The sequence below is a fragment of the Tardiphaga sp. GW821-FHT12E02 genome (genome assembly GCF_058807155.1).
Window position 1 is genome coordinate 3045784 of record NZ_JBXAQK010000001.1, and the last position, 21964, is coordinate 3067747.

Annotated in this window: 20 protein-coding genes; 12 read left to right on the forward strand and 8 right to left on the reverse strand. The window is 57.9% G+C overall.

Translation table 11 applies throughout. The features are described 5' to 3' along the window. Window positions 1-44 precede the first annotated feature (44 nt). The 9 genes from AC1RQ5_RS14220 (at window position 45) to AC1RQ5_RS14260 (ending at window position 11911) form a co-directional block, all read left to right on the forward strand. A complete protein-coding gene (locus AC1RQ5_RS14220; protein WP_493199751.1) occupies window positions 45-2072 on the forward strand; it encodes a hydantoinase/oxoprolinase family protein in 2028 nt (675 codons plus the stop codon). A 3-nt stretch (window positions 2073-2075) separates the two neighbouring features. After that, a complete protein-coding gene (locus AC1RQ5_RS14225) occupies window positions 2076-4043 on the forward strand; it encodes a hydantoinase B/oxoprolinase family protein (protein ID WP_493199753.1) in 1968 nt (655 codons plus the stop codon). 77 nt (window positions 4044-4120) lie between these two features. Beyond that, window positions 4121-5131 carry an XdhC family protein gene (locus AC1RQ5_RS14230; RefSeq protein ID WP_493199755.1) on the forward strand — a complete coding sequence of 337 codons (1011 nt, stop codon included), beginning with the start codon at window positions 4121-4123 and terminating at the stop codon, window positions 5129-5131. Further along, window positions 5118-5969, forward strand: a complete 852-nt coding sequence (locus AC1RQ5_RS14235) for an FAD binding domain-containing protein (RefSeq protein ID WP_493199757.1) — start codon at window positions 5118-5120, stop codon at window positions 5967-5969. The genes AC1RQ5_RS14230 and AC1RQ5_RS14235 overlap by 14 nt, the downstream gene beginning before the upstream one ends. Window positions 5970-5989: 20 nt before the next feature. Continuing rightward, window positions 5990-6451 carry a (2Fe-2S)-binding protein gene (locus AC1RQ5_RS14240; RefSeq protein ID WP_493199759.1) on the forward strand — a complete coding sequence of 154 codons (462 nt, stop codon included), beginning with the start codon at window positions 5990-5992 and terminating at the stop codon, window positions 6449-6451. 3 nt (window positions 6452-6454) lie between these two features. Next, on the forward strand, window positions 6455-8803 hold the full coding sequence (locus tag AC1RQ5_RS14245) for a xanthine dehydrogenase family protein molybdopterin-binding subunit (protein WP_493199761.1): 2349 nt from the start codon (window positions 6455-6457) through the stop codon (window positions 8801-8803). Window positions 8804-8834: 31 nt separating this feature from the next. Beyond that, window positions 8835-9323: a hypothetical protein gene (locus AC1RQ5_RS14250; protein ID WP_493199763.1), complete on the forward strand. Its 489-nt coding sequence runs from the start codon at window positions 8835-8837 to the stop codon at window positions 9321-9323. 648 nt (window positions 9324-9971) lie between these two features. After that, window positions 9972-11141, forward strand: coding sequence for a methyl-accepting chemotaxis protein (locus AC1RQ5_RS14255; RefSeq protein WP_493203431.1), 1170 nt, complete (start codon window positions 9972-9974; stop codon window positions 11139-11141). A 353-nt stretch (window positions 11142-11494) separates the two neighbouring features. Beyond that, window positions 11495-11911 carry a hypothetical protein gene (locus tag AC1RQ5_RS14260; RefSeq protein WP_493199765.1) on the forward strand — a complete coding sequence of 139 codons (417 nt, stop codon included), beginning with the start codon at window positions 11495-11497 and terminating at the stop codon, window positions 11909-11911. A 473-nt stretch (window positions 11912-12384) separates the two neighbouring features. Here AC1RQ5_RS14260 and AC1RQ5_RS14265 read toward each other — a convergent pair whose 3' ends face one another. Both AC1RQ5_RS14265 and AC1RQ5_RS14270 read right to left on the reverse strand, forming a co-directional pair. Continuing rightward, window positions 12385-13287, reverse strand: coding sequence for an RpnC/YadD family protein (locus AC1RQ5_RS14265; RefSeq protein WP_493199767.1), 903 nt, complete (start codon window positions 13285-13287; stop codon window positions 12385-12387). Beyond that, the gene (locus AC1RQ5_RS14270) at window positions 13280-13402 is read right to left on the reverse strand and encodes a hypothetical protein (protein WP_493199769.1); all 123 of its coding nucleotides are present in this window, start codon (window positions 13400-13402) and stop codon (window positions 13280-13282) included. The genes AC1RQ5_RS14265 and AC1RQ5_RS14270 overlap by 8 nt, the downstream gene beginning before the upstream one ends. A 156-nt stretch (window positions 13403-13558) precedes the next feature. On the opposite strand from AC1RQ5_RS14270, the gene AC1RQ5_RS14275 reads away from it, so the two are divergent. After that, window positions 13559-14071 carry a hypothetical protein gene (locus AC1RQ5_RS14275; RefSeq protein WP_493199771.1) on the forward strand — a complete coding sequence of 171 codons (513 nt, stop codon included), beginning with the start codon at window positions 13559-13561 and terminating at the stop codon, window positions 14069-14071. Between the two features lie 161 nt (window positions 14072-14232). Here the strand turns inward: AC1RQ5_RS14275 and AC1RQ5_RS14280 are convergent, their stop codons facing one another. Further along, complete coding sequence (locus AC1RQ5_RS14280; RefSeq protein WP_493199773.1) at window positions 14233-14652, reverse strand: hypothetical protein; 420 nt, start codon at window positions 14650-14652, stop codon at window positions 14233-14235. A gap of 160 nt (window positions 14653-14812) precedes the next feature. Between AC1RQ5_RS14280 and AC1RQ5_RS14285 the strand changes: the two genes are divergently transcribed. Both AC1RQ5_RS14285 and AC1RQ5_RS14290 read left to right on the forward strand, forming a co-directional pair. Next, window positions 14813-15214, forward strand: a complete 402-nt coding sequence (locus AC1RQ5_RS14285; RefSeq protein WP_493199775.1) for a hypothetical protein — start codon at window positions 14813-14815, stop codon at window positions 15212-15214. A gap of 417 nt (window positions 15215-15631) precedes the next feature. After that, window positions 15632-17017, forward strand: coding sequence for an Nramp family divalent metal transporter (locus tag AC1RQ5_RS14290; RefSeq protein WP_493199777.1), 1386 nt, complete (start codon window positions 15632-15634; stop codon window positions 17015-17017). Window positions 17018-17227: 210 nt separating this feature from the next. Here AC1RQ5_RS14290 and AC1RQ5_RS14295 read toward each other — a convergent pair whose 3' ends face one another. The 5 genes from AC1RQ5_RS14295 to AC1RQ5_RS14315 all read right to left on the reverse strand — a co-directional run bounded on the left by AC1RQ5_RS14295 (window position 17228) and on the right by AC1RQ5_RS14315 (window position 21946). Continuing rightward, window positions 17228-18004, reverse strand: coding sequence for an arginyltransferase (locus AC1RQ5_RS14295; protein WP_493199779.1), 777 nt, complete (start codon window positions 18002-18004; stop codon window positions 17228-17230). 115 nt (window positions 18005-18119) lie between these two features. After that, window positions 18120-18674: an RDD family protein gene (locus tag AC1RQ5_RS14300; RefSeq protein ID WP_493199781.1), complete on the reverse strand. Its 555-nt coding sequence runs from the start codon at window positions 18672-18674 to the stop codon at window positions 18120-18122. Between the two features lie 117 nt (window positions 18675-18791). Further along, window positions 18792-19988: a serine hydrolase domain-containing protein gene (locus tag AC1RQ5_RS14305; protein ID WP_493199783.1), complete on the reverse strand. Its 1197-nt coding sequence runs from the start codon at window positions 19986-19988 to the stop codon at window positions 18792-18794. Between the two features lie 30 nt (window positions 19989-20018). Continuing rightward, the gene (locus AC1RQ5_RS14310) at window positions 20019-20894 is read right to left on the reverse strand and encodes a PhzF family phenazine biosynthesis protein (protein ID WP_493199785.1); all 876 of its coding nucleotides are present in this window, start codon (window positions 20892-20894) and stop codon (window positions 20019-20021) included. 14 nt (window positions 20895-20908) lie between these two features. Next, the gene (locus tag AC1RQ5_RS14315; protein ID WP_493199787.1) at window positions 20909-21946 is read right to left on the reverse strand and encodes an ABC transporter substrate-binding protein; all 1038 of its coding nucleotides are present in this window, start codon (window positions 21944-21946) and stop codon (window positions 20909-20911) included. Window positions 21947-21964: the final 18 nt, after the last annotated feature.

Sequence of the window (21964 nt, forward strand, 5' to 3'; positions counted from 1 at the left end):
GTGGGATGCGATCGTTCATGCACGCCAAAAATCCAGGAATGATCATGAGTAAAACACGTGTCGCGGTAGATGTTGGAGGAACCTTCACTGACATCTGCATCATGGATGAAGAGACCGGTGGGATCCGGATCGAGAAAACGTCATCGACCCCGCATGATCCCATGTTGGCAATCTTGACTGGTGTCGAGCAAGCGAAGATCGATCTTTCGCAAGTGAGCATGTTCTCGCATGGAACAACGGTTGCAACCAACGCTCTGATCACGCGACGCCTGCCACGCGCGGCGATGGTGTGCACCGAAGGATTTCGCGATGTCGTCGAAATACGCCGCGCTAACAAAGAAGATCTGTGGGATGCCTATAAGGACGTCGCTAAGCCGTATATTCCCCGACGGGACCGTTTGACCGTCAGTGAGCGAATCGACGCGACCGGCGCCGTTCTGCAAGCGTTGGATGAGGAGGGGGCCCGGCATGTCGCCGCGGTTCTGAAGAAGCGCGACGTGAAGTCTATCGCCGTATGTTTCATGAATTCCTACGTCAACGGGGCAAATGAGCGCCGGATGCGTGAGATTCTGAAAGAGGTGCTTCCCGATGTGCCTGTCTCGATTTCTTCGGAGATCATGCCCGAAATTTTCGAGCACGAACGATTCTCGACAACCATGGCCAACGCGGTTTGTGCGCCTGTTGTCGTTGATTACGTCTCGCGGCTCAGCGACAAACTAGCCAGCGCGGGCTACCAACGCGATCTGCTGTTGCTCCATTCGGGTGGCGGGGTCATGACGCCATCCAGCGTGAAGGAGTTTTCCGCCCGTTTGGCCGGATCCGGCATTGCCGCGGGAGCCATTGCGAGCCGGTTCATTGGAAATTTGTGCGGTTTCCCAAACTCGATCGGCTTCGATATGGGCGGCACGAGTACTGACGTCTCGTTGGCTTACGGAGGTGAGTCCCGGGTCACCAAGGATTGGTACATCGAGTATGGTTATCCCATTCGCTTTCCGTCGATCGAAGTCCTGACCATCGGAGCGGGCGGCGGATCGCTTGCTTGGAAAGACGAAGGGGGATCACTCCGCAATGGGCCTCAGTCGGCGGGCGCATATCCTGGTCCGGCCTGCTACAAGAACGGGAACCGGACAGCCACCAATACCGATGCAAACGTGGTCTTAGGACGGCTTGGCAGCAGCCTTGCCGGTGGCAAGATTACCCTTGATGCCGGACTGGCCGCAGATGCGGTGCTCGAAACGGTCGCAGATCCGTTCAACATGAGCTTGCACGCAGCCGCGGAAGCTATCGTATCGGTCGCAAACGCAAATATGGCGAACGCCGTGCGACTGCTCTCGATCAGCCGCGGATACGACCCTCGAGATTTTGCACTCGTTGCCTTCGGTGGGGCTGGGGCTTTGCATGGTGCCGCGGTAGCGAAGGAACTTTCAATTCCGACTGTGATCATTCCACCGAATCCAGGTGTGACCTCGGCGTTGGGATGCTTGTTGGTCGACGTGCAGCACGACTTCTCCGACAGTTATATGGCTGAGGCGGCAGAAGCCTCGGCGAAGGAAATCGAAGCTGCGTTCCGGAACTTGGAGGAGCAGGCTTTCCAGCGACTGGATCATGAAGGCGTCGCTCCCGGTGATATGGCGCTGAACCGCACCGTAGAAATGATGTATCAGGGGCAGTGGCGATCGTTAGCAGTCTCGGCGCCGAGCCCGATAAACAGCATCGATACATTGGTTGATGCATTTCACGCCGAGCATGAGCGTGAATTCAATTTCCGTCGAGACGAGGCTCCGGTTTCAATCTTCCGGATTGCCGTCAAGGCCGTCGGAATCGTCCCGAAGGCGGAGCTACCGAGATACGAAGTACGACCGCACGTTGCTGAGCCGATCGGCACCCGCAGTGTGTGGTTCGACGGAAAGGCGTTCGAGGCGGCAATCTATCAACGCGAGCGGCTCACTGCCGGTGCCGTGCTTCACGGTCCGGCTGTCGTCGAGCAATTCGACTCAACGACGGTGATCCCCCCCGATATGTCGGGCTCTGTCGATGCCTTCATGAACATCCTTATCGAAACGAAGAGCTAATCCATGTTGAAGATCAACGATACGGTTCAGAGCCTCGACCCCGTAACCTTTGAGGTTCTGAAAAATTCATTCATTACCTCAGTTGACCAGATGGCGGAGCAGATGCTTCGCACATGTTACTCCTTCGTCATCTACAACCGTGACTTCTCCAATGGTCTCCACGACGCGGATGGAAACGCAGTTGCGCAGGGGAACTACGACATCGCCGTGCATGTCGGTACGCTTCACAATACGTGCAAGGCTGTCATTCAGGCATTCGACGGACAGATGGAAGCGGGAGACGTCTATGCCATCAACGACCCATATGCTGGTGGCACGCACTTTTCGGATGTGCGCCTGGTGCGACCAATATTCGACGGCGACGAGCTGATCGGCTTTTCGCAGTCAAATGGTCACTGGTCCGATCTTGGCGGATCGGTCCCGGGCTCTTTCGATGTCTCCGCTCGAGATATGTTCCGGGAAGGCATGCGGATCACGCCAGTCCGGTTGTTCCACCGTGGGCGCTTCTGTTCGGACGTTGCGAACTTGATCGCAGCACAAACGCGTGACCCGGCGTCGATTATCGGCGATATCCATTCGCAAGCGCAGGCAACCCTGGTCGCCGAACGTGAGATTCTTAGACTCGTTCAGAAGTATGGCCGCGATCAAGTGACGCGCGGCATGCGAGAGGTGCAAGATTACGTTGAACGTGCTGCTCGTAAGCGTATTTCCGAGCTTCCGGATGGGACTTGGGAGACCGTAGACTATATCGATCGTGATCCCGCAGGGGGGGAAGGTATGATCCCTATCCAGATCAAAATGACGATCGCGGGTGACGAGATACACTATGACTTCACCGGGAGTCATTCGACCATTGCTTCCATGTACAACTCGGCGCCCGGTGCGACTTTCTCTGCGGTCGTTGCGGGGACGAAAACGTTCTTTCCAGATTTGCCGCTGAACAGCGGCTTCTATCGGATGATCAAGGTCACCGCTCCAAAAAACTCGGTGGTGAGCGCGGAATGGCCCGTGGCGGTCACGGGGTTTCTCATGCCGTTCGAGAAGATCATGAACGCGATCTTCGAGATGTGGTCGAAGATCATTCCAGAGAGAGCCATCGCGTGTGCGTTCAACCTTGAATATCTGCTCGCGGGCGGACGCGACGCGCGCAAAGCCGATAAACCGATATTCATGTTCTATGAATGGCTCCCCGGTGGCTGGGGTGGCCGCAACGGAAAAGATGGGGCCGACGTCACTACGGCCTGCTTCGGCACGGGATTGATGTCGCAACCGAACGAAGGTAACGAGCGGGTCAATCCCACTCGCACGCTTGAATTCCAGATCCTTAGAGATTCGGCTGGCCCAGGTAAATGGCGTGGAGGCACGGGGGTACAAAAGACCTCTGTGCTGCTGGAATCGGAGGGGGCAGTGATGTCCTATATCTGTGATCGGGAGCGAGCTGTGGTTTGGGGCGTCGATGGTGGTCTTCCATCGATGCCTCATGGACTGACCATCCAACGTGCAGGTGAAGATAGGGCGAATTGGCTGGGGTCTGTATTCTCTGATTACCCGGTACACACGGGCGATCAATTCGCTCGACCGACCGCGGGCGGAGGTGGATTCGGTGATCCTTTGCAGCGGGATGCGAAGCACGTGCTTGACGACGTCATTGACGATTATGTTTCGATCGAGCGTGCGAAAACTGACTACGGCGTCGTAGTTCGGGAAATCGATCGTGACGTCTGCCTGTTCGAAGTTGACGAGGTCGCCACGGCAGCATGCCGTGCCGAGATTCGCTCCAATCGAAAGGACTGGGCGCGCTGCGATCCAGAGCAGGTGTCGCAGCTTTACAAGGCCGGTGCGATAAACTCGCTCGACGCCGTGCGGCGTTATGCGGTTATTCTGGATTGGGAGACAGGAGACGTTCTTCCCAAGACGACCGATCAGTTTCGCGAAGGTTTCGAGCGCCGTAGCGTCGCGTACTGGTCCTGATCCTCGTCACCCGTCGATAACGGCGGGGGAAATCGCGGGCATTACTAAAACTACGGCCATAGGCGGCGATAACGATCATGAACATGGCGGGTCAACTGGCAGCGTATGTCGATCACGTGCTTGATTTTGCATACGCAAAGCTTGTGGCTGGCGAACGCATTGCGCTGGTAACGGTGGTCATGATCGATGGATCGTCCCCAAGGTCGCTAGGCGATCAAATGGTTGTCGCAGAAAGCGGTGAATGGATCGGATATCTCTCCGGCGGATGCATCGAAAGCGCGATCGTGGCGGAAGCACTGGATGCAATAGAGAAAGGGGAGACACGGTGCATTCGATACGGTCGCGGTTCGAAATACATGGATGTCAGACTGCCCTGTGGAAGCGCAATCGAGTTGAACTTTGATGTCGATGTAACGTCGGGTGAAATAGGTGCGGTGGTTGAACGGCTGAAGAGCCGACGATGCGCAGCCCTCCGCATAAGGCTGAATGGCGCAGCTAATTCGACGGAACTGATGCGCCACTATGTTCCGAGAACCCGGCTCTTCGTCGCTGGCGTGGGCCCTGCAGCTGTGATGCTCTGCCACTACGGTGTCCAGGCGGGTTACGAACTTGTGTTGCACTCGCCCGACAATCAAACTCGGTTGTCCGCCCGAGCGTGCGGCGCAACGGCCGCAGAACTGCGGGGGAGTGGGTGTCAGACTTCGTTCGATGCCGACATCTGGACGGCGATCGTTTTCATGTTTCACGATCACCTATGGGAACAGGAGCTAATCGGATCGGCCCTCGCGACGCCCGCTTTCTATATCGGAGCAATGGGAAGCCGCAAAACGCACCAAGCTAGAACGCTCATGCTTCGCGAGCAGGGCTTCGCGTCCGCGGACATTGACCGGATCAAGGGACCGTGCGGGCTATTCGCTGGTGCAAAGACTGCGCAAAGCATTTCGATTTCCATTCTTGCGGAAATCCTTCAGGTTGAGCATGAGGTGACCAAGCTTACATCTCGGCTCACCGAAACCAACTATCAAAGAGAGTGCGTCGGGATTTATCCGCAGCTGCCAGCCACGAGCAATTCCCTTGCAAACATATAATAACGCAGAGTTCGTAGCAGCACGAACCGTGCGCGATGCGGTATCTGCATTGAGCAGCACGGCGGAAGCCGCGTCTATCTTGGCGGGCGGGACGTGGGTCATGCGCGGGCCCATTCGAGGCGAGGCGCCGCGCTCGCGTTACATAAGCATTTCGAAGATTCCCGAACTGCAAATTCTTAAGCTAAAAGACAATGAACTCCGCATCGGAGCTGCGGTCACCCACGCCAGATGCTTTGAAGCTCTCCGGACCATCGCGGACTATAAAGGCATAGCGACCGCCGCCGTGAGTGCCGCGAACTTATCGATCAGGGAGATGGCAACTCTCGGGGGGAACCTTTCGGCTTGGCAGTTTGCTGCATCCGACTTTACACCCGCTCTACTCTGCTTGGACGCGACGGTCGATATTCAATCGGAATCTGGAAGCGAGCGCATCGGACTTGCTGAGTTTATCGAGAGGCGCCCTTCGCTTTCGCGCTACTTGCTTTTAAATGTCAACGTCCCGCGAAGAAGTTGGCGGACCACACATGTGAGGTTGCCTCTCCGGGTTGCTGGGGATTACCCGGTTGCGATCGTCAGCATGGCTGTGAGCTTGTCGGCCGATCAAAAAGTCGATGATTGTCGAATAGCCGTCGGTTCGGTCGAGCAATCTGCGCGGCGCTGGTTCTCTCTTGAAGAATTATTGATCGGTAAAGCGCTCAATGCGCAGTCCGCATACGAAATGGCGAAGCTGTGCCGATCGCAATTTGTCGGTCGAGACAGCGTCGAAGTTCCTCAATGGTACCGTGTTGAGGTGTTGCCAGCGCTGGTCCGGCGCGCAGTTTCAAACCTGCTTGCGTGAGATGTGTCGAGGGGCGCCGTATGCTGCGAACTGATATTGTGGTCGATGGAGAGCAAAGATCTTCAGCCCAACATCCGATGACGCCACTTGTGGATGTGTTGCGTGATGAATTCGGGTTGACTGGCACTAAAGTCGTCTGTCGCGAAGGAATCTGCGGTGCGTGCACTGTCCATATCAATGGTCGACCAATGGCGTCCTGCCTGATTCCCGTGGGAGCGGTGGCTGACCGTGAAGTGTGCACTATTGAATCGGTCGCCAGCGGTGGAGAGTTATCGCCGCTTCAACGCACGTTCGAAGAACATGATGTTGTCCAATGTGGGATGTGTTTTCCCGGAATGCTGATGATACTCACAAGCTTTCTGGCTGAGAATCCGCTTGCAACGAAGCGCGAGGTGCAGGCGGCACTTACTGGAAATGTATGCCGATGCACCGGGTACGAACGCCTGGTTGATGCGGTAATTGCGCTAGTGAAGCAGCGGTGACAAATGACCGGCCTCGATCCGTCGACTGTGACAATGAATCTTCCTCGGCGTGACGCGCGGGATAAACTGCTCGGCCGAACGCAGTATACCGTTGATCGCAGTTATCCGAGAATGCTCCACGCGGTCGTCCGGCGCGCGGACGTAGCGGCCGCTCGTATCCTCAGGATCGACACGACGCGCGCACGGAAAATGCCAGGCGTCCGAGCAATCGCTACTAGTGAGGATGCTCCTGGGATGCACGGGATAGGAATTGCGGATCATCCGCTCTTCGCGTCCGGCATGATACGCTTTCATGGTGAGCAGATTGCCGCAGTCGCTGCCGATACGTACGAGCAAGCAAAGGCAGCAGCTGCTGCGATCGAGGTTGAGCTGGAGAGAATCGAGCCAGTTCTTACCATGCAAGAGGCATTAGCGCCCGATGCTCCGCTCGTACACCCGAATTACAAGGATTACGAAGTTCTGTTTGAAGGTGGCAACCGTCGGGGAAATATTGCCTGGGAAGCGACTGTCGTTCGCGGTGATACGAACGCCGCATTTGCGCGAGACGATGTTATAATTGTCGAAAGTGAATTCCGAGTAGGGCGTCAGAACCACGTATCGCTCGAAGCGCGAGCAGTCATCGCGAAATTTGAAGATGGCAGGTACCACATCGAAACCTCGACGCAAGTTCCTTGGACGGTCCGGAATATGACAGCCAAGGTGTTGGACATACCGGCATCTCAAGTTCATGTCACTGTGCCGCCGGTGGGCGGTGCGTTTGGTCAAAAGTTCGATTGCACTGTAGAGCCATATGCAGCGATCCTGGCCAGGAAGTCGGGCCGTCCTGTGCGCCTCGTTTATTCCCGACAGGAAGAGATGTGCACCTGCCTCTGTCGCGAGAACGCCGACGTCAAGATCCGCTCTGCCGTCACACGGGACGGTACGATTGTTGGGCGCGAAGCGACGGTGCTTATGGATTGCGGCGCTTACGGAGGCGAGCAGATCTTCCTTACAACCATGACCGCTCATACGCTGATGGGAAACTATCGCTTGGGTTCGGTCAAGCTGGCAAGTCGTGCCGTCTACACGAATACGCCTCCGAACGGCGCATTTCGAGCGTGCAACGGGGTCTACAACACATTTGCCCTGGAGCGCCATACCGATGAAATCTGCGAAGCGATCGCGATGGATAAGATCGAGTTCAGGCGTCGAAATGTTTTAGGCCACGGAGACTTGGGTGCGACCGGGCAAGTCTTCGAAGGCGATGTTCTCGGACCCATGCTGGATCGCATGGAGAGGATGAGAGAGGCATCAGGATCGAAGAAGGATCTTGCTGGCGAACGGTTATACGGACGGGCAACGGTTGTTGGCACTTGGTTTATCTTTGTCGGTCCCTCAACTGCGACTGTGAACTTGAATGCTGACGGCAGTGCGACGCTTATTACGGCGGGCGTCGAGCTGGGGCAGGGCACCATGGTTCAGGCTCTGCCGCAAATCGTAGCGCATGAACTCGGCTTGCATCCGGATCAGGTGATCGTGAAATTCGCGGATACTGATGCGGCTGGCTTCGACTTGGGTGTGGGGGGAGGAAGGACGACGGTCTCGGTGGGTGCAGCAAGCAGGGCGGCAGCGGCTGTCGTGCGTCAAAAGGTGCTGGAAACCGCCAGCGAGCTTCTTCAGTCTTCAACTGAGAACCTTGTTCTGCGGAATGGACGAGTAGAGATTGTTGGAGTTGCTGGATCTGGAATGACTATTGGCCAGGTTGTGCAAAGCGCTTACGCAGTTTCTGGACCTGTCGTCGGCAGCGGCTCGTTCACAAATCCTGGCGTCGCGTCCATGCCGGGCTGCGCGGCGGGCCACTTTATTGATGCTATCGATCTTCCTGTTTTCAATGTCCACGATTGCGAAGTTGCAGTGGATAGTGAGACCGGTCATGTCGAGATACTGAGCTACAAGGTGGTTCAAGATGTCGGAAGAGCCTTAAACCCGCGAGCGATTCATGGGCAAGTTCAAGGCGGAGTGACTCAAGGTATTGGTTACGCATTGCATGAGGAGCATACGATCGATCGTGACGGACGCATCCAGCAAATAAGTCTTGAGACTTATCGTGTGCCACTCGCCTTGGATACAGTGCCGATTGAGATCGATCTCTATGAAGGGGCGCCTTCCATTGGTCCTTTCGGAGTTAAGGGCGCTGGAGAGACCCCCATTCTTTGCCCGCCAGCGGCAATAGCATGCGCGGTTTCAGACGCTATCGGACGCGGGATCCAGCAATTGCCAATGACGCCGCCGCGTATATTGGCGCACATTCTCGATATTGGTCAGGACCTCGATCTGTCTTACGTTGAGGACGTTCATCGCGATAGCAAGTGAAGCGTAACAGTGATGGGAGTGACGGCCATGATTGATCGAACCTGTCGCGGTGCAGAGACGTGCGGACCGGCCGTCGCTCAAGAAGTTTCGGACAATGCGCCAGGGCGTAGATGCGCAAGATGCTGCGAACACGTTCATGTTGCGCGTTGAACGGATAGAGCCGTCATCGGAGATAACGATGGAGTTGCAAGAGCTATCCAAGCGGGCAAATCAGGTGCTGGGCTGCTTCGCGAAGGCGCGATCGAGCCAAGGTCTTTCGCCTGAAGAGATTGCTGTCTTTCTGACGGTCGGCTGCCTTGGCATAGTGTTTTCACATGATCTTGTTGCGTTGAAACCGATCACGTATCAAGAAATTGCGCATTTTCTTTTGGTGCCAAAAGCCACGGTGCGGAGACGAGCGATACGGCTTCAGGATAAGAAGCTCATTGTGCCTACTGGCCGCGGTGTCGTGTTGGGCGATATCAGCGCCTGGTGTTCGCTGATAAGGGAAATGTTTCAATCTGGCGAAGGCCGCGCCTAGTTCGTGAACCCTTCTCGAGGCAGGGGCGCGAGTAGAAATCACCTGCGGACTCAAGCGCCGCGATCGCGGCCTTGTTTCTTTATTTAATCTCGCGACGCTCACGGTTTGCTCCGTTTATCCAAACGACGCCTTTGATGGTCTGCGTCTCGTATTGCGTTGCGTTTCCGCGATACGGCGAGCTTTCGGTATTGATGTCGAAATGCCTATTCGAAGATCCTTGCCGACGCAGTATCAGCGTTCGGAAAGTTCGGAGTGAAGTGAAGACGTGAGCTGCATGTAGATCACAATGAAGAAGCGAGGCGAGAATTTGAAGTAGAGTTAGTCGGATCAATATGAGCCGGAAGGAGCAGGTTAGGCTGTAACTGGTGAGGCCGATGTTCAGGTCGAAACTTCGGGTTAATCACTGCAATCCAATTATTCGTATATGGAGACGTGGTGAAGCGATTTCTCCGTATCGGAATGGAAGCTCCGAAGGGCTTGAGCAGTCGGCAGTTCGGTTGATCTTCCTGGATGGAGCGGCGAGGGAGATTTATGTTCAGAGATATATTTTCGGGCGATGAGTTGCGCCGCAAGGCTGAGTGGATCGATACTCTATCGAGCTATTCCGGCATTGGATTGTGGGACGCTATTCTTTACGAAGGCGACGCAATGCACCCAAAGGCGCGCCTGACTTGGTCTTCCGAATTTCGCCGTCTATGCGGTTTCGTAACGGAAGCGGAGTTCCCGAATGTTATGCAGTCCTGGTCAGATCGTCTCCATCCGGACGATGCGGAGGCGACTTTTGCGGCGTACGCTTTGACGTGTTCGACAGGTGTCGGATACGACGTAAACTACCGCCTGAAGGTCAAAGACGGCAGCTACCGCTGGTTCCGTGCGACCGGCGGCGTTGTTCTGGACGAGAAGGGACGGCCTCGTCGCGCCTGTGGTTCTCTAGTTGATATTGATCAGCTCATGCGATCTGAGGCAGAGAAAAAGGATCTAATCCACAGGCTGGCCGGTGATTTCGAGCGCGCAGTAGGAGAGATAGTCGGAGCCGTTTCAAATGCCTCGGCTAAGTTGGAGATTTCAGCCAATAGCTTGAAAGAAAACGCGGAGCGGTCTGAGGACTTGACACGATCTGTCACTGTGGCATCGGGGGAGGCATCGAATAGTGTGCAATCCGTAGCGTCCGCTGCGAAGCAGCTATCGTCGTCGATCGATGAAATTGGTCACCAAGTACAAGAGTCGGCGCGATTCTCAGGTCGGGCGGTCGAACAGGCGCGAGAGACTGACGATCGTGTAGGCCAACTGTTGCGGGCCGCCGCACGTATCGGTGACGTTGTTGAGCTGATCAACACGATTGCAAGTCAGACCAACTTGCTCGCGCTCAATGCGACGATTGAGGCCGCTCGTGCCGGTGAGGCTGGTCGCGGATTTGCGGTTGTCGCGTCTGAAGTGAAGGCCCTTGCGCAGCAGACGGCTCAAGCAACGAGCGAAATAGCTCAGCTAATCAACAACATTCAAATCGCTACCAGAGAGTCTGTTGGTGCGATCAAGGAGATCAGCAGTACTATTGAAAAGCTAGCAGAGATCGCATCGACGATATCGTCTTCGGTGGAGGAGCAGGGCGCTGCTACTTCGGAGATTTCCCAAAACGTACAGCAGGCGGCACAGGGGACAAAAATGGTGTCATCGAACATTTTGGAGGTGCAGCGTGGTGCAGCGGAAACCGGGTCAGCTTCCTCGGAGGTGTTGTCGTCTGCTCAATCGTTGTCAAAAGAAAGCTGTCGGCTTATGCACGAAGTGGATAGATTCCTCGCTACGGTTCGCGCGTCTTAGTAGCGAAATCATGGAGCGTGATCGTCTCAGATTACGGAGCTGTATGCCGTGCGCGCAACCACTTGCGGCCGACGATTGTTGTCTCGTGTAAGAGTGTCTTGAGAGAGATGCCGAGATGATCATTAATACCATTGTTGGATAAATCTCGGCTAGAAGCTCGTCGCAACGCAGGGGAGGTGCTCAGGAAGGCTTGCTCGACAGCTATGCGCATGAACGGCTCAGCGGCTGGGGTCTACGGCTGGCAAACCGGGTTGTTCAGGTAGGCTGTGGCTAAAGGCCTCAAGAAGGGCTGCATTCGTGCTGGTTTTCCGCTATTTGCCTCTTTCCTTTCGTTCGGAAGGATTTGGGGCTCCATGACCAACTCAATCGATCAGGCCTACGAGCGCTTTTTGCAACTGAAGCCGGCCTTGACGGCGGCAATTGCCGCGAACCCCAACGAAGCCGACACGCGCCTCAAGGCGCTGGATCGCTTCCTATTTGAAGTCTTGGAGTGGCAGCATGAGGCCGTCTTTACCGAGCCTCCGACCGATTCGGGATACATCGACTACCTGTTGACGATTGGTGACCGCCGCGGCGCCATGGTTCTGGAAGCGAAAAAAGTGGGCCTGCTCCAGCCTGCCACGAAATCCAAAGAGACGATGGTTGTCTCGCTGTCAGGCCCGGTCGTCAAACCGTTGATGTCCGGCATCAAGCAGGCCATGGGCTATGCGCTCGAGAACGGCGTGGCTGTTGCCGCGGAGACCGATGGGAATACGTGGCTCTTTTTCTGAGCGTCACGCACGGACGGGCTTAAGCCGCTTCAGGGGAAAGGGATTCGTTTCCCCTGTCTCGATAGTGTGGCCTCGGATTTTGCGAAGTTCGTCGAGCTTCTAAACGTTGCGGCAATCGTGAGGCGCTTGCATCTTGACCACCTTGCAGATGCTGATGGGTTGGCTGTGCCAGAGTCCGAGTTACAGCTCTTTGTACTCGGTCCCAGCGAAGCGACCGAAAATCGCGCCTTGCTTTGATGCGCTCGAATGCAAATCTTAGGGTATCGCTGGAAGATAGAAAAACTTCGCGTTGATCCCACACCAAGCCGACTTATTGCAACGGTTAAGGATCGGCCGCGGCGATGAGTTTCAAGCCATTTCAGCCCACTGCCCATAAACGTGTGAAGCTAGGCAGGGAAGGATTTCGGCAGCCCTTTTGAATTTTTCGTCATTCTTTTGACAGGCGCAAACCTATTTCGTTCACTTTGCTGGCATCATTGGGGAGTCCGCGTCTGCACCTCAATGTTTGCGGAGTCGAGCAAATCTGACGCCGAAGTCGCCGTCGGAGCCGACATGATCAGGCGCTCGAGCTCCATAAGTCCGAGGTCTTCGTTCAAATACGGTTGGATGTCGTTTTCCTCGATACGTTCATTGCGTTTGATCAATCCGTTCAAGACGGACAGCAACTGTCCGGCGAACACTCTGGAATACGCTCGTGCGGTAACGTCGGCACTCATCTCAGAAATTCTCCCCCGATCCATTTCTCGACTGAACATCTCGCTCCACCCCCGAAGAGAGGCTACCTGTTTGCAAGCGACAATGGCGTCTTCGCGCCTCTCTTGAGACGGGATGCCCAATATTTTTCGGACCAGCGTCCGTGCGATCTCTAGGGCTTGTTCTTCATTTCGCGTCAACAGACCCAAAGCAGCCGCAGGAAATCCGGTAGTGGATATTCGCTCTGATGTTGGCGCTCCCGCATCCACAATGACGTATTTGAACTGGAGGTAACCAAGCGAATGTGTCTGCGTGAATACACCGGATGAGAGCTGCTTCGCTCCTTCCCATTTTTTTCGTCCATCTCCAGTATAAAATACAATTTGAATCACTTTTGCTTGCAGCTCACGATCAATGAGAAGCAACGACGAGTACTCCAGCATGCGGATGGAGAGATCCGTGCGGGGCGAGGTCTCTTGTTCGATATGGAGGATCGTGCCGTCCCGACACTGACCGACGACGTCAATAATGAACTTGTCGCGACGGGGGAATAACGTCTGATTGGTCCATGTCTCGACTGCCACATCAATCTTTGACGCCTCCGCAAGGTAGCGCACGCCGCTTTCAGTCCGCAAGATTGGGAAGAGAGCGAACTCGAAGTCACGACGTCTTGCTTCATCCATTTCTACGCCCCATTTCAAAGCCAAGAAGCGGATAGACCGTCGCGCTCGGAATGGCGACGGCAATCAACGCTAACCGATCGTGATCCATGCTGATGGTGAACGCAGAAATATCCATGCGGGTCGGTTCAACTCGCGACCATGCTGATCATCGAGAGGTTTTCGCAGTCAAACCGGCAGCGGACGCTGCAGACGCCGAAATATGGGCACGAAAGTGCGCGGGACGGACATACTAGTTAATGCTCAACAGCAACTCCAGGCTGGCAGACACTTCATGAAGGATCCTGACATCCCACCGAGCAAGTCTGGCACTGTGGACCAGTCCGGCCGGGAATGGCGGTGTGATCCCTCCGATCCTGACGGTTTGACAGGGATGGCTGATGTGAGCGGGAGGGGCGGAAACGTTGCGCCGCCAGTTCTGGAGAAAGGGATATGCATCGTCCGAGCGCGACCTCACCAACTGTATCGCAATCCGCGCCCGCTACTTGGACGCATCATTGAGATGAGGGATATGGGGTGTTATCGCCACGACGACGGCGACTATCGCTGCATTCCATTTCAGGCTCATCTGAAATCTGCCGAATCCAACCGTGTGGTCGTTATGGCGCCGACTATAGCCGGTGAAGGGCTGCAAGACCTGATCGATCAAAACTGTCCGACCATGCGCCGAGGGCTCGAATCCCGCGGTTGCAACTTCAAGATCTCTTTCGAGATGCTCGAGTACGCGACGGACCACACGGAAACGATCCGTTCGATCACGACCTCCGCCATCCGGTTAGTCCCGTAAGCGGGCGAACCCGGAACTGGCGGCCAACTTGAAGCCGATGCGATGACACCACCGCATCGGCCCTACGAGGATCAGTTGCCAGCCGCGACCCCTACCACCCCTGAAGACCGTACTCGCATTCCCACTTTTCGATGTTTGTCTTGGAATAGAGGTCATTCTAGCTATGTCCCCGCGTTTCCGCTGACAGGCGGATCGTGGTCACAAAAATCGAGGTCTTCCGCGCGATTTTCTGCATCCCAACGCTCGATCTGCAGCAATGTGAAACGATCAGGTATCGAAGTCGAAACCAAGCGCAGCAACCTCCAAACAAACTCGGCGGCGGTTTCCGGGAAGAAGTCCCACCCGACGCGTCTGCTGAGACTTTTGACCTCGTGATCGAACCAGAGCTGACTGATCGCCTGATACGGCTTCGTTTGGTCGCTGAGTAGCTCGGGTATCAGCTCTAGGGTCGCTTCCAAGGTTTCAAAGGAAGTCATCCGATAATCGTCATCTGAAGAATAGACGTATCCATCAATTCCCCGCGCCTGGATCTCCAACGTCTTGGCTTCCGCAAATCTCTTTTTCAAAATTTCCAACAGCATCGTCATCTCCAACTTTTTATAATGTTCCTAATTTGTTCCTTTTTGGTCAATGGTGCTCCGGTAAGCTAGTTAACGCCTGCAAATGTAGTTCGGCGCCTTCGATTTAAATTTGTTGGTTGCGTCCGGCTTCCCGATGCTCGGTGGATCAGGGAGAATGGAAATGGGTTATCAGAGTATCCGTATTTCGGGAGACGTGTGCGAAGCGATGAGAGGGCTTCTTGGCCAGACATACGGGAAAGTTCTCGATATCGAGATGTATCCCAGTGAGGGAAGCGACTTGTACGCTGCGATTGCGTATGCAGCCGTTGCCGTCACTGAAGGCGAAGAGTCGAACGTTGAGGCCGTGGTCCTTCTGCTTCGACGTCATGCCAAGCGAGGGGCGGACCAATATCAGATCAAGGACCTTCCAGAGAGCATGGGTCCCGCTGCGAGCTTTTGCCCAGAAAGAATTCTTGATCTGCTGTCGCCTACTGAAAACGAGTACGCGCTGGAGTGGAGGGAGCGTTGCCGAGATGAACTCGTATGGGCTCCCCGCAGCGCTCCGTCCGCAGTCATGAATTAGACGGCGCACGGCGCTCTGGATGATGGCGGGCAGGGGCGATCTAGCTACGCCCTGGTGAGCGCAGCCCCGCTCCCAGCAATTTTAAGAAAATACCAGCAAAGATCATGAAGTCGCGTCCCTTCGGTTTGGCGGAGTAGTTCGCCTGAGGCCGAGGTGGTAGCTGCGCGCTCAATTCACAGTAGGCGGTGGCCTCGGCGGCGCTCCGTGGACCTCGCGTTGCGGACGGCGGCCTACTTATGCGCGACGCTCGAATATCATCGGGGACACGTCTAACGCGCCGATAGATGGTTAATTGGGGCCCAAGGGACATCAATTAGGGGCCTTCCCATCGGAATCGAAATCCGATGTTCGAACAGTTTTTCCAGATGCACTTGCAAGTGAGTTGCAATAAGCCGCGTTTTCGGCCATCCTGCTGAAATGGATGCCAAATCGCCTGCCGTCGCTGCTGAACCATTGAACCCCGCCACCTCCGCGCCGGCCGTCGATCTGCCGGGCTGGCGGACGAGCGGGGGTGATCCGTCGCTGGCGGGCATGTTCGGCTCGGTGCGGACCGTGAAAAACGGCTCGTTCTGGCGCAAGCTGGTGGCGTTTCTCGGCCCCGGCTATCTCGTCGCCGTCGGCTATATGGATCCCGGCAACTGGGCCACCTCGCTCGCCGGTGGCTCCAAGTTCGGCTACACGCTGCTCACCGTGGCGCTGGTCTCCAACCTGATGGCGATCGTGCTGCAGTCGCTGTGTTCGCGGCTTGGTGTCGGCGCGGGCAGGGATCTCGCCCAGGCCTGCCGCGACGCCTATCCGAAGCCTGTGGCCTGGCTGCTGTGGATCTCGGCGGAGATCGCGATCACTGCCACCGATCTCGCCGAAGTCATCGGCACCGCCATCGGCCTCAATCTCCTGTTCGGCATTCCGCTCGAGATCGGCGTCATCATCACCGCAGCCGACGTGTTTCTCATTCTTGCGCTGCAGGCCTATGGTTTCCGCTGGATCGAGGCTTTTGTCGTCACGCTGCTTGGCGTCATCGCCGCCTGTTTCGCCATCCAGATCGCCATGGCCGATCCCGATTGGGGGCAGGTGATCCGCGGCTTCGCGCCGACCACCGAGATCGTCGCCAACAAGGAGATGCTGTTCCTCGCGCTCGGCATTCTGGGCGCGACGGTGATGCCGCATAATCTCTATCTGCATTCCGGCCTCGTACAGACGCGCGGCTATGGCGCAAGCGTCGCGGAGCGCAAGGAAGCGATCAAGCTCTCCACCTGGGACTCGACCATCGCGCTGTGTCTCGCCTTGACCATCAATGCCTCGATCCTGATCCTCGCTGCTGCGACCTTCCACAAATCCGGCAAGACCGATGTGGCCGAACTCGATCAGGCGCACGCCTTCCTGGCGCCGCTGCTCGGCTCGAGCCTCGCGCCGACCTTGTTCGCCATCGCGCTGCTCTGCTGCGGCCTGAACTCGACCATCACGGCGACGCTGTCCGGCCAGATCGTGATGGAGGGCTTTTTGCGGCTGAAGATGCCGCCCTGGCTGCGCCGCATGATCACCCGCATGATCGCCATCGTGCCGGCGGTGGTGGTGACGATCTGGTATGGCGAGAAGGGCACGGGCCAGTTGCTCATTCTCAGCCAGGTGGTGCTGAGTTTGCAGCTGCCATTCGCCGTGGTGCCGCTGGTGCTGTTCACCGCGAGCAAGCGCAAGATGGGCCCGTTCATCGCGCCACGCTGGGTCACGGCGCTGGCGGCGATCACGGCCGTTGTGATCATCGCGCTGAATGTAAAGCTGGTGGTGGATTTCTTCTTTGCGTAACTCCGCCCCTCATGGTGAGGAGCGGCTGTAAGCCGCGTCTCGAACCATGAGATTGCTCGGCTCCGAGCTCGTGGCCATCCTTCGAGACGCCGCTGCGCGGCTCCTCAGGATGAGGGACGGAGAAGCGAGCTGGGATTACTGTCCCGAGCAAGTCCAGCCAAAAATACCCCATCGCTTTATGAGACAGACTTTCAGGATGAGGGCGGAGGACTACTCCTGCGGCTCGCCCACCATCTCGCCATTCTCGTCCACGCGCAGCCAGCCTGACGGCGCCAGCCGTTGCTGCGGCAGGTAGCGGCCCTTGTAGTCCATCTTCTTGGATCCCTCGATCCAGTAGCCGAGATAGACGTAGGGCAGGCCCATCTTCTTCGCGCGTTCGATGTGATCGAGGATCATGAAGGTGCCGAGCGAGCGGGCTTCCTCGCCGGGCTCGAAGAACGAATAGACCATCGACAGCCCGTCGCTGAGCACATCGGTGAGCGCCACCGCCAGCAGGTCTTCGCCGCGGCCGGTGATGCCGCTGTCGGGACCGCGGCGGCGATATTCGATGATGCGGGTTTCCACATGGGAGTCCTCCACCATCATTGCGTAGTCCAGCACCGTCATGTCGGCCATGCCGCCCATGCGGTGGCGCTGGTCGAGATAGGCGCGGAAGACGGAATACTGTTCGGAGGTCGGTACCGCGTTGCGCTGATCGCCGATCACATCGGCATTGCGCGCCTGCACCTTGCGGAAGTTTCGCGACGGCTTGAATTCATCGGCAATCACCCGCACCGAGACGCAGGCGCGGCACTGGTCGCAGGCCGGTCGGTACGCGATCGACTGGCTGCGGCGGAAGCCGCCATGGGTCAGCAGGTCGTTGAGATCGCCGGCCTTCTCGCCCACCAGATGCGTAAAGACCTTGCGCTCCTGTCGGCCGGCCAGATACGGGCAGGGCGACGGCGCCGTCAGGTAGAATTGCGGGGTGTCGCGGGAGTGCTGGGTCACGGGTCGTGTTTCGGCTCCGAAGCAGTTCGACATAACATTGCGCCGACCGGGCTAACGGTCAATGAATTTGCCGAGTCTTTAAAAAATCCCGCCGGCGGATTGATCGATGTCAAATTCAGCCGGCGTAGCCAACCTGCGCCCGCGCCACGGAGGCATTCACCACCACGGTTCCCAGCACAAGGTCATGCAGCAACTGCCGGCGGCCATTGAGCAGGGCCACGATCAGCACCAGCGGCGTCAGCAGCGACACCGAAGCCCAGAACAGCACCGCATGCGCGCAGCCCAGCACGAAATAGCCGGGCGTGCCGGAGAAGGTGCGCATCTGCAGGTCCATCATCCGCATGCCCCAGGTGGCGGAATGCGGTCCGCCCAGCGACATGCCGTAATACACGATGGGCCAGATCACCGTGGCCGGCGAGATCAGCCAAAACAGGCCCCAGCCAAGGCCGAAGGTCACGAGCCCGAACACCGAGATGAAGATTACGGCAAGAATGATCGGGATCGAGATCACCACCACATCGATCAGGAACGCCACCACGCGCCGCGCCAGCACGCCGCGGAACAGGTCGGGCTGCGCATAGGGATCGAACGCATGCGTGCGCGGCGGCGCACCATTGCTGCGCCAGGTGTCACCCTGCTGGCTGCCGTAACGCGGACCGGTGTCGGACATGGATGGCTCCTCCCTCATCACAAGTGATCACGTGGTGATGATCGGGGGAGGGTGCAAGAGTTGCGGAGTCCCGCCCGTCGTTCCGGGTTCGCGCTGTCGCGCGCCCGGAATGACAGGTCAGGCTTGCTTCGCCAGTGCGTCAAACAGCGCCAAATTCAGCCGCTTGAGATCGTTGTTCACCGGCTCGGGCTGCGACGAGAATTTGGCGACCGTCAGTTCCGCAACCGGGTCCACATAGAGCATCTGCCCATGGATGCCGAGCGTGAAGAAGGCGCCATTGGCATTGCCGGTCTGGTACCATTTGTTGCTGTACCGGCCCTCGGGCAGCCATTCCACGCCCGGACCCGCGCGCCAGGCTTCGGGTGAACCATGCGCGATCGTATCCTCCACCCAGTTGTCGGAGAGAATGCGGCGTCCATCCAGCGTGCCGCCCAGCCGCATCAATTCGCCGATCCGGGCGAAGTCGCGCGGGGTCATGCAGAAGCCGCCGCCGGTGCGGGCGAGGCCGGTGGCATCCACCGTGATATAGGCATCCTGCCGTGCGCCGATCGGTTGCCACAGGCGCTCGGCGACAAAGTCGTTGAAGCGCTGGCCGGTGGCGCGTTCGATCACGAGGCCCAGCACATCCGAATTGGGCGAGCAGTAGTGAAACGGCCCGCCGTGATCGCCGGGGCCCTTCTGCAGCGAGGCCAGGAAGGGGATGAGCGAATCCGGTGTGTCACCGGGCACCGCCGGCTCCAGCAGGCCGGCGCGGCGATAGCGCGCAAAATCGCCGCGGGGGTCCTGATAGGTTTCCGAGAAATCGAGACTCACGCGCATGTCGAGGACATCGCGGATGCGGGCATCCGCATAGGCGGATGAGCCGAGTTCGGGAACGTATGTCGGCACGGGCGCATCGAGGTCGATCAGGCCGTCGTTATGCACGATGCCGGCGACGACAGCGGTGACCGATTTGCTGGACGAAAACAGGATATGCCGCGACTGCAGCGTGAAATTCGGTGCGTGATAATCGGCAATCACGCGGCCGGATTTCATCACGACGAGCGCATCAGTAAACGTGCTGTGCAAGCCATCCGCGATCGTCATGTTGTCGCCGCCGACCGGGAGCGGCAGGCGAAGGAGATCGCGGGGATCGACGACGGCATCCTCCGTCAGTCCCGGCGTGGCTGCGATCCGCGCGGTCGGGATGAGTTCGGAGACGTGGCGGAACGCCCACACATTCCATGGCGCCTGTCGCCAGTTGGAGAGGAGGACATCGCTGCGCGCAAATCCATAGGCGGCTTCGAATGCGGATGATGGTGCATTGCCTGACATGATGGCGTCTCGTCTGTTTGGCTTGCGTGGTTAGTGCTGCTTGGGGTCTGCCAGTTGCGTCGTCCCGCCGACGAGGCAACCCACGGGCGCTTTGCCGGCAAAGCCGAGACGCACACCGATCTCGGACAGGGCGCCGAGGGGACGTCCCTGCAGAATGGTGATGCGCGCGCTGTCGGGTGTGACGAGTCCGTTCTTCAGCAGTCCGAAGGCAAGCGCAGCCGCCGCGATGCCTGTTGCGGCATCTTCGGGATAGCCCGACGATTTCGGAAACTGCCGGGCCTCGAACCGGCGCTCGCTCTCGCTGTCGACCGCGTAGGGATACAGGCCGGTCGAGCCGATGCTCTCGCAGCATGCTTCGGTGGTCGGCATGATCGTCTGCAGATCGTTCAGCCGCGCCACGCTCTTCATCGGGATCAGCGTCTTGACGCGCGATGTCACGGCATTCTGCATCGGCAGGTCGAGCAGATCGCTGCGGGTGATCCGCAAGGCCGAAAGCACGGCATCTTCCTGCGCCTGTGTGAGATCGACGACCTTTCCGACCGGCTGGGTGATCTCGACATAGGGATCGGCAGCATTTGCCATATCGACGAATCCGGTGACCGGCCCGCTGCGGGTCTCGATGCGCACTTGATGCGATCGCAACTGCCCCAGCGTCGCCATGGTCCATAACGCACCGATGGTGGCGTGGCCGCACATTTCCATCTCATGGCGTGGCACCCAGAAGCGGAACGTATAATCCGCATCGCCGCTCGCAGCCGGCAATACGAAGCCGGACTCATGGCCGTAGTCAGCCGCGATGCGCTGCATGTCTGACGGGGCGAGGGCGGAGGCATCGACCACGATGGGGCACGGATTGCCGCCCGCGCCCTGATGCGTGAATACGTTGACGAGCTTGACGTCGGTCATAAAAAATATCCTGCTTACTTCATCGACGGCGCGACGGCATCGACGACGGCATTGGTATAGGAGTCTGCGATGGGAACGGTCACGGGTCTCTGCTCCGCCTCGGCGAGGAAGGCATAGTTCTTCTTCATGCCGGCTTCTTCGATCCGCGGATTATCACGGAACGAGGGCAGCGTCAGTTTCCAGGCGAGATCGAATTCAGCCTGCGGCACCTGGGCGAAGAACGGCCGCACCGCCTCGCGCGCCTCGTCGGGATTGGACTTCATGTAGCGAAGGCCCTTCCACAATCCGCGCACGACCTTCTGCGCAAGCTCGGGCTTGCCGGTGATCCAGTCATTGCGGGCGATCAGCGTGTAGAACAGGATATCGGCAAAGGGCGGATATTCGCCACGCGCGAAATCGTACAGCATCGCGCCGCCGAAACGTTCGATGCCCGTCGTCGATGTCGGCGCCGAGAGCGCGTAGCCGTCGATGCGCTTCTGGCCGAATGCTGCGAGCATGCTGCTGCCGCCGCCGATCGGCGTGATCGTCATGTCGCGGTCGGGATTGAGGCCGCCATAGACGGCGATGTGGCGAACCATCAGATCGGTGAGGCTGCCGGGACCTGCCACCGCAATTGTCAGGCCCTTCAGCGCTGCAGCCTTGGCCTTCGGGTCTTTCAGGTTCGCGAGATCGATCTTCTTGGCAGCATCCGCCGACAGCACCAGGTCCGATCCGAACTGCGTCTGCACCGCCGCAAAGGTCTGCACCGGCTGCTTCTTCTCCTGCGCGCGGAGCTGGACGCCGGGGCTGCCGACATAGATCTGCGACTGTCCGCCCAGCACGGCCGCGAGCGCTTCCGCGCCGCCCTTGGAGAAGGTGATGACCTCGGCATCGAGGCCCTCCTGTTCGAAGAAGCCCTTGGTGCGCGCCACATAGATCGGCAGATAGATGAAGCCTTCGCTGGGTTGGCCGAGGATGACCTTCTGCCGGGACTGCGCGATGGCGGGCGAGGCGAGGAAGCCGGTGGCGCCGAGACCTGCGAGCGCGATCGCCTGTCGTCGTGAAAACTGCATGCGTGTCTCCCGATGCGT

What these genes read in the sequence shown, in the direction of transcription:
- AC1RQ5_RS14220 (WP_493199751.1), top strand. Translation starts at nt 45, where the DNA reads ATGAGTAAAACACGTGTCGCGGTAGATGTTGGAGGAACCTTCACTGAC.
- AC1RQ5_RS14225 (WP_493199753.1), top strand. Translation starts at nt 2,076, where the DNA reads ATGTTGAAGATCAACGATACGGTTCAGAGCCTCGACCCCGTAACCTTT.
- AC1RQ5_RS14230 (WP_493199755.1), top strand. Translation starts at nt 4,121, where the DNA reads ATGAACATGGCGGGTCAACTGGCAGCGTATGTCGATCACGTGCTTGAT.
- AC1RQ5_RS14240 (WP_493199759.1), top strand. Translation starts at nt 5,990, where the DNA reads ATGCTGCGAACTGATATTGTGGTCGATGGAGAGCAAAGATCTTCAGCC.
- AC1RQ5_RS14245 (WP_493199761.1), top strand. Translation starts at nt 6,455, where the DNA reads ATGACCGGCCTCGATCCGTCGACTGTGACAATGAATCTTCCTCGGCGT.
- AC1RQ5_RS14255 (WP_493203431.1), top strand. Translation starts at nt 9,972, where the DNA reads ATGCACCCAAAGGCGCGCCTGACTTGGTCTTCCGAATTTCGCCGTCTA.
- AC1RQ5_RS14260 (WP_493199765.1), top strand. Translation starts at nt 11,495, where the DNA reads ATGACCAACTCAATCGATCAGGCCTACGAGCGCTTTTTGCAACTGAAG.
- AC1RQ5_RS14265 (WP_493199767.1), bottom strand. Translation starts at nt 13,287, where the DNA reads ATGGATGAAGCAAGACGTCGTGACTTCGAGTTCGCTCTCTTCCCAATC.
- AC1RQ5_RS14270 (WP_493199769.1), bottom strand. Translation starts at nt 13,402, where the DNA reads ATGGATATTTCTGCGTTCACCATCAGCATGGATCACGATCGGTTAGCG.
- AC1RQ5_RS14275 (WP_493199771.1), top strand. Translation starts at nt 13,559, where the DNA reads ATGAAGGATCCTGACATCCCACCGAGCAAGTCTGGCACTGTGGACCAG.
- AC1RQ5_RS14280 (WP_493199773.1), bottom strand. Translation starts at nt 14,652, where the DNA reads ATGCTGTTGGAAATTTTGAAAAAGAGATTTGCGGAAGCCAAGACGTTG.
- AC1RQ5_RS14285 (WP_493199775.1), top strand. Translation starts at nt 14,813, where the DNA reads ATGGGTTATCAGAGTATCCGTATTTCGGGAGACGTGTGCGAAGCGATG.
- AC1RQ5_RS14290 (WP_493199777.1), top strand. Translation starts at nt 15,632, where the DNA reads ATGGATGCCAAATCGCCTGCCGTCGCTGCTGAACCATTGAACCCCGCC.
- AC1RQ5_RS14300 (WP_493199781.1), bottom strand. Translation starts at nt 18,674, where the DNA reads ATGTCCGACACCGGTCCGCGTTACGGCAGCCAGCAGGGTGACACCTGG.
- AC1RQ5_RS14305 (WP_493199783.1), bottom strand. Translation starts at nt 19,988, where the DNA reads ATGTCAGGCAATGCACCATCATCCGCATTCGAAGCCGCCTATGGATTT.
- AC1RQ5_RS14310 (WP_493199785.1), bottom strand. Translation starts at nt 20,894, where the DNA reads ATGACCGACGTCAAGCTCGTCAACGTATTCACGCATCAGGGCGCGGGC.
- AC1RQ5_RS14315 (WP_493199787.1), bottom strand. Translation starts at nt 21,946, where the DNA reads ATGCAGTTTTCACGACGACAGGCGATCGCGCTCGCAGGTCTCGGCGCC.